The organism is Azospirillum sp. A1-3 (assembly GCF_023806445.1).
Lineage (GTDB): Bacteria > Pseudomonadota > Alphaproteobacteria > Azospirillales > Azospirillaceae > Azospirillum.
Window position 1 is genome coordinate 1,938,817 of sequence record NZ_JAMSLU010000001.1, and the last position, 13,127, is coordinate 1,951,943.

A 13,127-nucleotide genomic window follows, 5' to 3' on the forward strand; every position below is an offset into this window, starting at 1 on the left:
CGCCGGCTTCTCAGACTGCAACACTCTCCTGATCCTTCAGCCGCTCCCAGATCGCATCGAATTCCGCATGGCGGCCGGCGAACAGCGAGAGCAGACGCGGATCGAAATGCACCCTCGGATCCAGGCGGTCGTCACCGTTCAGCAGAATGTCGACCGCCTTCTCGTGGCTGAATGACGGCTTGTAGGGACGGGCGCTGCGCAGGGCGTCGTAGCAGTCGGCGATGGCGACGATGCGGGCGGCCAGCGGGATTTCCTCCCCCTTCAAGCCACGCGGATAGCCGGTGCCTGCCCACTGCTCATGGTGGTACAGCGCGATCTCGGCGGCCATCTTCAGCCGATCCGACGCGACCAGAATGTCGTGACCGTAGACCGGATGGCGCCGCATCTCCGCCAGTTCGCGGTCGTCGAGCCGCCCCTTCTTGTGCAGCACCGCCTGATCGACGCTCATCTTGCCGACATCGTGCAGGGCGGCGGAAAAGCGGATCTCGTTGCAGAAGGCGCGGCTGCAGCCGGCCCAGGTCGCCAGCACGTGGGAGTATTCGTTGACGCGCAGGATGTGGTTGCCGGTGTCCTCGTCATGCACCTCGGCGGCGCGGGCCAGCAAATTGACCGACACCATGAAGGCGCGCTCCGTCTCCGCCTGCAGTTCGGCGACGCGGCGGCGCTCCTGGGTCAGGGCGCGGTTGCGCTCGGTCAGGCGCTCCAGCGTCGCCGCCCGCTCCAGTGCCCGGCCGACGATGTGGTTGACCGGGGCGATCATCTGCTCATGTTCGGGCAGGAAGGCGGGCGGCCCTTCCTCCGGGCGGCGGTTGATCAGCTGCACCACCCCGATCGGCCGGTCGCGGAAGCCTTTCAGCGCGAAGGCCATGATCGAGCGGGTACGGAAACCGGTGCGCTGGTCGAAGGCGGGGTTGAAGCTGTAAGGGCGATCCTCCGCGATGGCGTAGGCATCCTCCAGCAGCAGAGTCTCGCCGGTCGCAGCGACATAGCCGACGATGGAGGCTTGGCTCACCGGCACCGAGAACAGCGTCGGTTTCGCGCGGATCACGTCATTCTGGGCGCTGACCGCCTCCAGATGCCGGTGCCGCCCCTGCCCGCGCAGCATGAAGATCGTGCCGGCCTCCGCTCCCGTCAGGTCGCGGCATTTGCGCAGCACCCGATCGCTGAGCGATCGCAGCGACTGGTTCGGCGCGCTTTCGATAAATTCAAGGAATTGGCCGACCAGACCCACAGCGCTCCCCCACCCCGGCACACATACATCGGTGCACGAACAGAGTACCCCATTTGTCGCACCCGGAAGAAGGGGCTTGCGGGGCGGACGATCACAGCATGGTCACGGCCAACGCCGCGGATCCGGCGTCACAGCCCCATCCAGCCGCCGGCCCACAGCCAGACCGCCGCCAGCGCCATCGACAGCAGCGCCATCGGCACACCGCAGCGGGCGTGCTCCACGAAGCCCAGCCGGACACCGGCCGCCGCCGCCCGCTCCGCCACGATGATGTTGGCGAGGCTGCCCGGCAGCAGCAGGTTGCCGGCCAGGGTCGACAGCAGCGCCAGACCATAGAGCGCCCCCTCCGGCGGCGACGGCCAAGCGGCCAGCAGCAAGATCACCGCCGGCACATTGCCGATGCTGTTGCTGCCCGCCAGCGCCAGCGGCAGCATCACCGCCAGCCGGTCGGGAAGCCATCCCGCCGCCTGCAGGTCGCCGACCAGGGCCGCCGGGATGCCGGTCAGCCCCAGCGCGTGGTTGATGGCGAAGAGCGCCGCGAACAGCACCAGCAGATGCCAGTCGACCATCCCCAGCATGTCGCGGCTGGCCATGCGCCGGCTGATCATCATCACGCCGGCGACCAGCAGCACCGCATGCTCCTGCGGGATGTCGCGGGTGAACAGCACCAGCAGCACCAGCGTCGCCGCCACCGCCTTGCCCAGCTGCCAGCGGTCGAGCGCCACCGGCGCCACCGGCGCCCCGCCCTCCTGCGGCATGCCGAAGCGCCCGCGCCAGACAAGCCAGACGGTGCCGTAGACGATGGCCATGGCCGCCAATGCCGGCCCGCCGCAGACCGCCAGGAAACGCCAGAAATCGAGATGCCCGACTTGGCCGATCAGGATGTTCTGCGGGTTGCCGATCAGCGTGGCCGCCGATCCGGCATTGGCCGCCCCGGCCAGCGCGATCAGGTAGGGTCGCGGGTCCAGCTTGCGGGCCTGCAAGCCCAGGCACAGCATCGGCGTCATCGCGAAGACGACCACGTCGTTCGCCAGCACCGCCGACAAGCCGCCGGCGACCAGCACGATCACCGCCAGCAGCCGGGCCGGCGAGCGCGCCGCCTGCGCCACCTTCAGCGCGCACCAGTCGTAGAAACCGCTGCCGGCATATTGCGCCGACAGGATCATCAGCCCCAGCAGGATGAAGATCGTCGGGAAATCGACCGCCGCGACCAGCTGCGTGGTGTCAAGCGCGCCGGCAGCCAGAAGCAGGATCGCCGCGACCAGCGCGATGCCGGTGCGGTCGATGCTGAGACCGGGAAAGCGCCCCAGAGCCATGCCCAGATAGGTGGCGGTGAACAGAATCAGGATGGTGGCGGTCATAATGCCCGATGCGCAGGGAAAGTCAGTCGAGGGAGATGGTGGTTCCCTCGCGCGCGGCGAAGCAGTTCGGGAACTCCGCCTTCGCCGCCGCCTCGATCCGCTCCATGGTGGCGTCGTCGTGGTCGGGATCGTGATGGAACAGGCCCAGCGTCTTCACATGGGCCGCGCGGGCGATCCGCACCGCCTCCATCCAGGTGGAATGGCCCCAACCGACGCGCTGCGCCCATTCCTCGTCCGTGTAGGTCGAGTCGTAGAGCAGCAGATCGACGCCATCGACAAGGTTCAGAATGTTGCGGTCGGGCTGGTCCGGCACATGTTCGGTGTCGGTGACATAGGCCACCGACCGGCCCAGATACTCGATCCGGTAACCGGTGGCGCCGTCGGGATGGTTCAGCGCCGCGGTGTGGATTCGCACCCCGCCCTCCAGCTTGAAGCTGTGGCCGGGCGGCACCTCAAGGAAGCTCAGGTTGCCGCCCATGGTGCGCAGCGGCACCGGAAACAGCGGCCGTTCCATCTGGCGCGCCATCACCGATTCGATGTCGGGACTGCCGGCCAGATGGCCCGAGACCACCCGCAGGTCGAACCCCTTGGTGTAGGCCGGCGCGAAGAAGGGAAAGCCGCTGATATGGTCGAGATGGGTATGGCTCAGCAGCAGTGTCGCGCTGGTCACCCCCTCGGCCAGCAGCTTGCGGCCCAGCATCCGCAGTCCGGTGCCGGCGTCGATGATGATCCGCTGCTTTCCCGCCTGCACTTCGACACAGGACGTGTTGCCGCCGAATCCCAAATGCGAGGCCATCGGGCAGGGAATCGTGCCGCGCACGCCCCAGAAGGTGACTGAAAACCCCATTCCCCCGCCTCCAGGCGCGTTGATACGCCGATCCAACACCTTTTGGATGGCGAGTTTAGCGCGATCCTTCGGTATGTACACGATGGCGGACGTTCGGCAAGGAATGATCGCCGAAAAACGGACGGGGCCGCTTCACAGGAAGCGACCCCGCCAATCATTCTACAGCTCGGCCGTCTTACAGCTCGGCCGCCATGTAGGTCGGCAGCCAGCCTTCGTTGGCCTCGCGCAGGCGCTTCAGCGAGACGATGTCGCCGCCACGGCCCGACAGCGACGTGCCGCGGGTCTCACCCAGCACGCTGACCGGAACGCCGGCCGCCTTGGCCTTCTCCTGCACCGTCGCGGCAACGTCCGGACGGACGGCCAGGACGTAGCGGCCCTGATCCTCGCCGAACAGCACGCGCGGGCTGGCGCCGTCGAAGCCGGTCAGGTAGGCGCCGATGCCGCCGGCCAGCGCCATCTCGGCGATGGTGACGATCAGGCCGCCGTCGGCCACGTCGTGGCTCGACACCACCAGACCGTCGCGGATCAGGCCGCGGACGAAGTCGCCGTTGCGGCGCTCCACCGCCAGATCGACCGGCGGGGGAGCCCCCTCCTCGCGGCCGAGGATCTCGCGCAGGAAGATCGACTGGCCGATGTGGCCCTTCGTCTCACCGATGGCGAGGATGACATCGCCCTCGTTTTTGAAGGCGATGCCGACGGCGATCATCGCATCCGGCATGATGCCGACGCCGCCGATGGCTGGAGTCGGCAAGATCGCCTCGCCGTTCGTCTCGTTGTAGAGCGAGACGTTGCCCGACACGACCGGGAAGTCCAGCGCCTTGCAGGCCTCGCCAATGCCCTGAACGGCGCCGACGAACTGGCCCATGATCCGCGGCTTCTCGGGGTTGCCGAAGTTCATGTTGTCGGTGATGGCGAGCGGCAGGGCGCCCACCGCCGACAGGTTGCGCCACGCCTCGGCAACGGCCTGCTTGCCGCCCTCGACCGGGTCGGCGAGGCAGTAGCGCGGGGTGCAGTCGGTGGTGATGGCGACCGCCTTGGTCTGGCCCGGCACGCGGACGACCGCGGCGTCGGCCTGACCCGACATGAAGCGGGTGTCACCGCCGACGAGGCTGTCATACTGCTCCCAGATCCAGCGCTTGGAGGCCAGATCGGGGCAGCCGAACAGCTTGGTCAGGGTGTCGCCCAGGTCGCCGGAATAGCCGGCCAGCGCGCTGTCGTCGAGGTCGGACGCCTTCGGCGTCGGCTCCCACGGACGATTGTATTCCGGGGCGGCGTTGGACACCGGAGCGATCGGCATGTCGCACCAGGTCTCGCCATACATCTTGATGACGAGGTTGCCGGTGTCGGTCAGATGGCCGATGACGGCGAAGTCCAGTTCCCACTTGTCGAAGATGGCCTTCGCCACCTCCTCGCGGCCGGGCTTCAGGATGATCAGCATGCGCTCCTGGCTTTCGGAGAGCATGATCTCATAGGGCGTCATCGCCTGTTCGCGCATCGGCAGGGTGTCGAGCGTCAACTCGATGCCCAGACCGCCCTTGCCGGCCATCTCAACGGACGACGAGGTCAGGCCGGCCGCGCCCATGTCCTGGATGGCGACGATGGCGTCCGTCTCCATCAGTTCCAGGCAGGCTTCGATCAGCAGCTTTTCGGTGAAGGGGTCGCCGACCTGCACGGTCGGGCGCTTCTCCTCCGAATCCTCGGTGAATTCGGCGGACGCCATGGTGGCGCCGTGGATGCCGTCGCGGCCGGTCTTGGAGCCGACATAGACGACCGGGTTGCCGATGCCGGCGGCGGCCGAATAGAAGATCCTGTCGGTCTTGGCCACACCCACGGTCATCGCGTTGACCAGGATGTTGCCGTTGAAGGCCGGGTGGAAGTTGGTCTCGCCGCCCACGGTCGGCACGCCGACGCAGTTGCCGTAATGGGCGATGCCGGCGACAACGCCCGACACCAGATGGCGGGTCTTGGAATGGTCGGGCGAGCCGAAGCGCAGCGCGTTCATGTTGGCGATGGGTCGGGCGCCCATGGTGAACACGTCGCGCAGGATGCCGCCGACGCCCGTCGCCGCGCCCTGGAAGGGCTCGATGTAGGACGGGTGGTTGTGGCTCTCCATCTTGAAGATGACGGCGTCGCCGTCGCCGATGTCGACCACGCCGGCATTCTCGCCGGGGCCGCAGATCACCTGCGGGCCGGTGGTCGGCAGCGTCTTCAGCCACACCTTGGACGATTTGTAGGAGCAATGCTCCGACCACATGACCGAGATGATGCCCAACTCGGTGAAGGTCGGGGTGCGGCCCAGGATGTCCAGGGCGTTCTGGTATTCCTCGGCGGACAGGCCGAACTCCTTGGCGAGTTCGACGGTGACCGGACGCTCCTGCGCCTTGGTAGCTTCAGCGCTCACGACAGGGCCTCCACCAGACCTTCGAACATGGGCTTGCCGTCGGTGTTGCCGTGCAGGGCCTCCACCGCGTCCTCGGGGTGCGGCATCAGGCCCAGCACGGTGCGCTTGGCGTTGAAGATGCCGGCAATGTCGGACACCGAGCCGTTCGGGTTGCCACGCGGATCGGCGCGGGTCTCGTCGGCGATGTAGCGGAAGGCCACCTGACCCTCGCCGTCCAAACGCTTCACCGTTTCGGCGTCGGTCCAATAGTTGCCGTCACCATGGGCGATCGGGTAACGGACGACCTGACCCTTGGCGTATTTCGCCGTGAAGGGGCTGTCGGTGTTCTCCACCCGCAGATGCTGGACGCGGCAAATGAACTTCAGCCCGCCGTTGCGCATCAGCGCGCCGGGCAGCAGACCGGCCTCGGTGATGATCTGAAAGCCGTTGCAGATGCCGAGCACCCGCACGCCCTGATCGGCCCGCGCCTTCACCTCGCGCATGATCGGCGAATGCGCCGCCATGGCGCCGGAGCGCAGGTAATCGCCATAGGAGAAGCCGCCGGGCACGACGATCAGGTCGACCTTGGGCAGTTCGGTGTCGCGGTGCCAGACCAGATACGGCTTGGTTCCGCTGGCGGCCTCCAGCGCGGCGACGGCGTCGCGTTCGCGGTTGGAGCCGGGGAAAACGACGATGGCGGCCTTCATGGGGCGGTCAAAATCCGGCGTCGTGAGGGGGAGGAGTTCGCGCCGGACACTAAAGCCGCCGCCCCGGCAAAGCAAGAGTTGGCCAAGGGGCGGCGGAGTTGTGTGCGGCGCATTACATGCCCGGCGCGTCCTCTTCCGGGTACGCGGTGATGTGGTGCAACGACAGGTCGGCGCCTTTGTACTCCTGTTCAGGATCCAGGCGGATGCCGACGGTGACGCGCAGCAGGCCGTAGACCGCCAAACCTGAGGCGAATCCGAAGCCGGCGCCGCCCAGGGTGCCGACGATCTGGCTGAGGATCGACACACCGCCCAGGCCGCCCAGCGCCTCCTGCCCGAAGACGCCGGCCAGCAGGCCGCCGGTCAGGCCGCACAGCCCGTGCAGCGGCCACACGCCCAGCACGTCGTCGATCTTCCAGTTGATCTGGCACTTGTTGAAGGCCCAGACGAACAGCAGGCCGGCGATGCCGCCGGTGAGCAGCGCGCCCAGCGGGTGCATGACGTCGGAGCCGGCGCAGACCGCCACCAGACCGGCCAACGCGCCGTTGTGGACGAAGCCGGGGTCGGTGCGGCTGATGACCAGCGAGGTGACGATGCCGCCGACCATCGCCATCAGCGAGTTCAGCGCGACCAGACCGGTCACGCCATCCAGAACCTGGGCGCTCATCACGTTGAAGCCGAACCAGCCCACGCACAGCACCCAGGCGCCCAGCGCCAGGAACGGGATGTTCGATGGCGGAATGGCGATCAGCGAGCCGTTGGGGCGGTAGCGGCCGCGGCGGTTGCCCAGGTTCAGCACGGCGCCCAGCGCCACCCAGCCGCCGAAGGCATGCACCACCACCGACCCGGCGAAATCATGGAAGGGTTGGCCGAAGGTCGCCGCCATCCAGCTTTGCAGGCCGAAGCGGGTGCCCCACACCGTGCCTTCCAGCAGCGGATAGAACAGCGCGATCAGCGCCAGCGTGGCGCCGGCCTGCGGCCAGAACTTGGCGCGCTCGGCGATGCCGCCCGACACGATGGCCGGCACTGCGGCGGCGAAGGTCGCCAGGAAGAAGAACTTCACGAGGTCGTAGCCGTAAGCCGCGAAGCCGCCGGCGCCCTTGCCGACCAGGGTGTGAGCGTCGGCGAAGAAATCGACTCCATAGGCCACCGCATAGCCGACGAAGAAATAGGCGATGGTCGACATGGCGAAGTCCGACAGGATCTTCACCAGCGCGTTGACCTGATTTTTGCGCCGGACCGTCCCGACCTCCAGCAGGGCGAAGCCGCAATGCATCGCCAGCACCATCACCGCGCCCATCAGCACGAAAAGGACGTCCCCACCCGTCTTTGCCGCATCCATTTGCACAAACCTTCAGCATTTCGCCTAAAAAAGCGGCAGATTGCTAACAGATCAGGCAGATATGCGCAAGGGCCTAGCTGACGTTTGGAAAGGCGGAGTGACGGAAATGCAGCACAAAAAGCGGGCGAACCCGCTTTAGGTTGCCCGCTGTCTGCGCAAGAACGATGCCAAGTGATGAAGAGACGGGCGGAGATGCCTCCGCCACGTGCGGCCTTATGCCGCCGACTTACATGCCCGCGATGGTCATGCCGTCGATGCGCACGGTCGGCGCATCCATGCCGAAGCGCAGTTCCAGGTCGTCGGCGGCCTCCATGTTCAGGAACATGTCCTTGAGGTTGCCGGCGATGGTGATCTCGTTGACCGGATAGGTGATCTGGCCATTTTCGATCCAGAAACCGCCGGCGCCGCGGCTGTAATCGCCGGTCACGCCGTTGACGCCCATGCCCATCAGGTCGGTGACGTAGAAGCCATCCTTGATCTCCGCCAGCATGTCGGCGCGGCTGCGCTTGCCGGCGGCCATATAGACGTTGGCCGGGGCCGGGCCGGGAGGGCCGGAGGTGCCGCGGGCGGCATGGCCGGTGGTCTGCAGTCCGAGTTGACGGGCGGAGCGCAGGTCGAGCAGCCACGTCGTCAGCACGCCGTCCTCGATGATCGTGCGGCGCGACACTTCGACGCCCTCCGCATCGAAGGGGCGGGAGCGCAGGCCGCGCTTCACATGCGGGTCATCCACGATGGTGATGGAGGGGGCGAAGATCCGCTGCCCCATCTTGTCCTTCAGGAAGCTGGTGCCGCGGGCGATGCTGGGGCCGCTGATGGCGCCGGTGAGGTGGCCGAGCAGGCCGCGCGACACCCGTGGGTCGAAGAACACCGGCACCTTGCAGCTCTTGACCCGACGCGGGTTCAGGCGGCGGACGGCGCGCTCGCCGGCTTCGCGGCCGATCTCGGCGGGATCGCGCAGGTCGGCGCCATAGACCTTGCTGTCATAATCATAGTCGCGCTCCATCCCCGTGCCGGTCCCGGCCAGGACGGAGGCGGACAGCGACTGGCGCGACACGCCATAAGTACCGGCGAAACCGTTGGAGGCGGCGATCGCGATGGTCGAGCGGCTCCAGCCGGCATCGCCCCCTTCGGAGTTGGTGACGCCCTGAACCGCCAGCGCCGCCTCTTCGGCGATGCGGGCGCGCTCGATCAGCGTTTCCGCCGAAGGCTCTTCGCTGTCGCAGATGTCGAGGTCGGGCCAACTGCGGGCCAGCTGCTCCGGATCGGCGATGCCGGCGAAGCCGTCCTCCGGCACCACGCGGGCCATGGCGATGGCGCGTTCGACCAGCTCGTCCAGCGCCTTGCCGCTGCGGTCGGTCGAGGAGACGATGGCCTGCCGCTTGCCGACGAACACCCGCAGGCCGAGATCGCCGGATTCGGAGCGCTCCAGCTTCTCGGTCTTGCCCAGCCGGTGGGAAAGGGACACGGACGCGCTGTCGAACAGCACGGCATCGGCGGCATCCGCACCGGCGGCGCGCGCCTTGGCGATCAGGTCGTCCAGCAGATTCAGGACCCCGGACGAATCCGTCTTGTGCTGGTCGTTCGGCGAAACGGTCATCAGGCTCTCCGGTTGGTCTCCGTCCTGTCTACCAAATGGGACGGCGACGCGGAACGGGGAAGAGGCAAATTGCCCCCTCCCCGCTCCGCATCGCCATGGAATGCGGTTTCCTGTCGCGGATCAGGCCAGTTCGCGACGGGCCGCCTGGGCGTTCAGCGCCGGAACCTTCAGGGCGAAAGCGCCCTCACCCAGCAGCGACTGCACCACCAGCAGGACCGTCCAGAAGGCCGGGAACTCCCAACCGCCGCCCTGCGAATTGAACACCCAGCCATTGCCGACATGCTGCAACGTGGCGCCGATCATGATCGGCAGCAGGGCCAGCGCGATCCAGCGGGTGTAGACACCAGCGATCAGCAGCAGCCCGCCACCGATCTCGCCCAGCATCACCAGATAGGCGAAGAAGCCGGGATAGCCGATGCTCTCGAAATAACCGACGGTGCCGGGAATGGTGAAGGTCAGCACCTTCAGCACAAGGCCATGGGCCAGGAACAGCAGGCCGAGGCCGACGCGCAGCAGGAAGGCGGCATAGGGGGCGGTGCGATTGTCGATCATGGTCAGGGTCTCCTCGATCAGGGTGGCCGCCCCAAAAATCCCTGGGTGGGCCGCGTTTCGTCTGAAGAGGAGATTAGCCGGATCGGACTGCGCGATAATCAGCAGAGTTGATGAAGGTTTGTTGCGGAAGGAGGGACAATATAGAGGAAGCACACTCTCCCGACTCTGTAACCCTCTCCCCCCGGGGAGAGGGCTGGGTGAGGGGGAGGCGCGGCGAGGAGTCTTGGGAAGGCACGCGGTGCATCCCCCTCACCCTAACCCTCTCCCCAGGGGGGAGAGGGGATCCATACGATCTCACCCCCGCTTCCAGGTCGTGCCCTGCGGACCGTCCTCCAGGATGATGCCCTTGTCTGCCAGTTCCTTGCGGATGCGGTCGGCCTCGGCGAAGTTCTTGCCCGCGCGTGCGGCCTTGCGGTCGGCGATCAGTTGCTCGACGTCGGCGTCGCTCAGCCCCTCGGCACCGCCGCCGGCCGGCGCCCAGCGGAACCATGCCTCCGGGTCCTGCTGCAGCAGGCCAAGCTGCTGCCCGGCCGCCAGCAGCGCGCCCTTGGCCGCAGCCTTCTCGGCATCGCTCTTCGCCTTGTTCACCGCCGTTGCCAACTCGTGCAGATGCGCGATGGCGAGCGGGCTGTTCAGGTCGTCCTCCAACGCCGCCAGCACGTCGAAGGGCAGTTCGCCCGCCGCCGGCACCGGTTCGCCGCGCAAGGCCTGATACCAGCGGTCGAGCGCGCCCTTGGCCTGCCGGATGCCCTCGCGGGTGAAGTCCAGCGGCTGGCGGTAGTGCGCGCTCAGCAGGGTCAGGCGGATCGCCTCGCCGGGGAACTCGTCCAGCAGGTCGTGAACGGTGAAGAAGTTGCCGAGCGACTTCGACATCTTCTCGCCTTCGACGGTCACGAAGCCGTTGTGGACCCAGGTGCGGGCCAGCCGGTCGGTGCCGTTGGCGCAGCAGCTCTGCGCGATCTCGTTCTCATGGTGCGGGAAGATCAGGTCCAGCCCGCCGCCATGGATGTCGAAGGTCACGCCCAGATGCTCCTTCGCCATGGCGGAGCATTCGATATGCCAGCCCGGACGGCCGCGGCCCCACGGGCTGTCCCAGCCGGGCTGGTCGGGGCTGCTGGGCTTCCACAGCACGAAGTCGGAGGCATCGCGCTTGTAGGGAGCCACCTCCACCCGCGCGCCGGCGATCATGTCATCCAGCGAGCGGCGCGACAGCTGGCCATAGCTGGGCATCGACGGCACCGAGAACAGCACATGCCCTTCCGCGGCATAGGCGTTGCCGCGTTCGATCAGCGTGGCGATCAGCGCGATCATCTGGCCGATATGCTGGGTCGCCCGCGGCTCGATGGTCGGGCGCAGCGCGTTCAGCGCGTCCATGTCGGCATGGAACAGGTCGGTGGTGCGCGCGGTCAGCGCGTCGATCGGCTCGCCGCTATCCCGCGCGCGGTCGATGATCTTGTCGTCCACATCGGTGATGTTGCGGACATAGGTCACCGCCGGATAGAGCCGCGACAGCAGCCGGAACAGCAGGTCGAACACCACAACCGGCCGGGCGTTGCCGATGTGGGCGGTGTCGTAGACGGTCGGACCACAGACATACATGCCGACATGGTCCGGGCGAAGCGGCTCGAAGCGCTCCTTACGGCGGGTCAGCGTGTTGTAGAGGTCCAACGGCACGGTCCGAACTCCTGAATGAAGAGAGGTTTCAGGCGGTTTCGCCGGCAAGTCGCCGGAGGCTGCGCGCCCGTCCGATCAGGGGTAGCAGGTTCTTCAATTCCGGTCCATGGTCGCGCCCGGTCAGCGCCCGGCGCAGAGGAAGGAACAGCTCCTTGCCCTTGCGCCCCGTCGCCCCCTTCACCGCAGCGGTCCAGGCGCCCCAGGTGCCGAGGTCCCACGGCTCGTCGGGCAGCAGCGCCGCCGCCTGAGCCAGGAAACCGGCATCCTCCACCACCGGCGTCACCGGGGCATGGGTCACCGCCCACCAGTCGCGTGCGTCGCTCAGCCGCGCCAGATTGGGCCGCACCGCCTCCCAGAAGGCGGAGTCGGCGCCGGTCAGGCCGAGACCTTCCAGCCTGGAGGCCACCGCCTCAAACGGCGTCAGGTGCAGGATGCGGGCGTTCAGCCGGCCCAGTTCGTCCGGATCGAACTTCGGCGTGCCGCGCGCGATCTTTGACAGGTCGAATTCCGACACCAGCTCGTCGAGCGTCAGCCGCGCCTCGATCGGGTCGGAGGTGCCGAGCTTCGCCAACAGGCTGTTGACCGCCATCGGCTCGATACCGTCCTCGTCGCGCAGGCTGCCGACCGACAGGCTGCCCAGCCGCTTCGACAGCCCCTGTCCGCCGGCATCGGTCAGCAACGGCAGATGGGCAAAGGACGGCACCGCGGCACCCAGCGCCTCGCCCAGCGCCTCGAAAATCTGGATCTGCACCGCGGTGTTGGCGACATGGTCCTCGCCGCGGATGATGTGGGTGATGGCGAAATCGGCGTCGTCGACCACGCTGGTCAGGGTGTAAAGCGGCCGGCCATCCTCGCGGATCAGCACAGGGTCGCTCAGCGCCGTGCCCTCGAACCGCACCGGCCCGCGGACCAGATCGGTCCATTCCACCGGAGTCGGGTTCAGCTTGAAGCGCCAATGGGGCTTGCGCCCCTCCCCTTCCAGCCGCGCGCGGTCCTCGTCGGTCAGGCGCAGCGCCGCACGGTCGTAGATCGGGGGGCGGCCCTGCGACACCAGACTGGCGCGCTTGAGGTTCAGCTCCTCCGGCGTCTCGTAGCAGGGATAGAGCCGGCCGGCGGCCTTCAGCGCCGCAGCCGCCTCGTCATAGCGCGGATAGCGGTCGCTTTCGCGGGCGAAACGATCCCAGGTGAGGCCCAGCCACGTCAGATCGGCGGCGATGGCGTCGGCGAACTCCTGGGTGGAGCGTTCCTCGTCGGTGTCGTCCAGCCGGAACATGAAGCTGCCGCCGGTCTTGCGCGCGAACAGCCAGTTGACGAGCGCGAGGCGCACATTGCCGACATGGATGCGGCCGGTCGGGCTGGGGGCGAAACGGACGGCGGTGGACATGGCTGGACTCGGGTTGCGGACGGGACAGGCGGGCAGTCCTAGCACGGCCGGCGCGCCT

10 protein-coding genes are annotated in these 13,127 nt (G+C 67.5%); all 10 read right to left on the minus strand.

The features are described from left to right. Window positions 1-10 precede the first annotated feature (10 nt). Window positions 11-1,231 (minus strand): HD-GYP domain-containing protein, encoded by a 1,221-nt coding sequence (locus tag M5E06_RS09250; protein WP_252137938.1) that lies wholly within the window; start codon window positions 1,229-1,231, stop codon window positions 11-13. A gap of 128 nt (window positions 1,232-1,359) precedes the next feature. Further along, entirely contained in the window at window positions 1,360-2,589 is a 1,230-nt protein-coding gene (locus tag M5E06_RS09255) for an SLC13 family permease (protein WP_109150080.1), read from the minus strand. Window positions 2,590-2,611: 22 nt separating this feature from the next. Beyond that, a complete protein-coding gene (locus tag M5E06_RS09260; protein ID WP_252137939.1) occupies window positions 2,612-3,436 on the minus strand; it encodes an MBL fold metallo-hydrolase in 825 nt (274 codons plus the stop codon). 175 nt (window positions 3,437-3,611) lie between these two features. Then, a complete protein-coding gene (purL, locus tag M5E06_RS09265) occupies window positions 3,612-5,837 on the minus strand; it encodes a phosphoribosylformylglycinamidine synthase subunit PurL (protein WP_252137940.1) in 2,226 nt (741 codons plus the stop codon). Next, window positions 5,834-6,523, minus strand: a complete 690-nt coding sequence (gene purQ / locus M5E06_RS09270) for a phosphoribosylformylglycinamidine synthase subunit PurQ (RefSeq protein WP_252137941.1) — start codon at window positions 6,521-6,523, stop codon at window positions 5,834-5,836. Before purQ ends, purL begins: the two co-directional genes overlap by 4 nt. Before the next feature lie 112 nt (window positions 6,524-6,635). Beyond that, window positions 6,636-7,862: an ammonium transporter gene (locus M5E06_RS09275; RefSeq protein ID WP_252137942.1), complete on the minus strand. Its 1,227-nt coding sequence runs from the start codon at window positions 7,860-7,862 to the stop codon at window positions 6,636-6,638. 226 nt (window positions 7,863-8,088) lie between these two features. Beyond that, window positions 8,089-9,459, minus strand: coding sequence for a TldD/PmbA family protein (locus M5E06_RS09280; protein WP_252137943.1), 1,371 nt, complete (start codon window positions 9,457-9,459; stop codon window positions 8,089-8,091). 120 nt (window positions 9,460-9,579) lie between these two features. Further along, entirely contained in the window at window positions 9,580-10,011 is a 432-nt protein-coding gene (locus tag M5E06_RS09285) for a DoxX family protein (protein WP_252137944.1), read from the minus strand. Between the two features lie 294 nt (window positions 10,012-10,305). Continuing rightward, on the minus strand, window positions 10,306-11,685 hold the full coding sequence (gene cysS / locus M5E06_RS09290; RefSeq protein WP_252137945.1) for a cysteine--tRNA ligase: 1,380 nt from the start codon (window positions 11,683-11,685) through the stop codon (window positions 10,306-10,308). 28 nt (window positions 11,686-11,713) lie between these two features. Continuing rightward, window positions 11,714-13,069, minus strand: coding sequence for a glutamate--tRNA ligase (gene gltX, locus M5E06_RS09295; RefSeq protein ID WP_252137946.1), 1,356 nt, complete (start codon window positions 13,067-13,069; stop codon window positions 11,714-11,716). Between the last annotated feature and the right edge of the window lie 58 nt (window positions 13,070-13,127).

What these genes read in the sequence shown, in the direction of transcription:
- M5E06_RS09260 (WP_252137939.1), bottom strand. Translation starts at nt 3,436, where the DNA reads ATGGGGTTTTCAGTCACCTTCTGGGGCGTGCGCGGCACGATTCCCTGC.
- M5E06_RS09280 (WP_252137943.1), bottom strand. Translation starts at nt 9,459, where the DNA reads ATGACCGTTTCGCCGAACGACCAGCACAAGACGGATTCGTCCGGGGTC.
- M5E06_RS09275 (WP_252137942.1), bottom strand. Translation starts at nt 7,862, where the DNA reads ATGGATGCGGCAAAGACGGGTGGGGACGTCCTTTTCGTGCTGATGGGC.
- gltX (WP_252137946.1), bottom strand. Translation starts at nt 13,069, where the DNA reads ATGTCCACCGCCGTCCGTTTCGCCCCCAGCCCGACCGGCCGCATCCAT.
- M5E06_RS09285 (WP_252137944.1), bottom strand. Translation starts at nt 10,011, where the DNA reads ATGATCGACAATCGCACCGCCCCCTATGCCGCCTTCCTGCTGCGCGTC.
- purQ (WP_252137941.1), bottom strand. Translation starts at nt 6,523, where the DNA reads ATGAAGGCCGCCATCGTCGTTTTCCCCGGCTCCAACCGCGAACGCGAC.
- M5E06_RS09255 (WP_109150080.1), bottom strand. Translation starts at nt 2,589, where the DNA reads ATGACCGCCACCATCCTGATTCTGTTCACCGCCACCTATCTGGGCATG.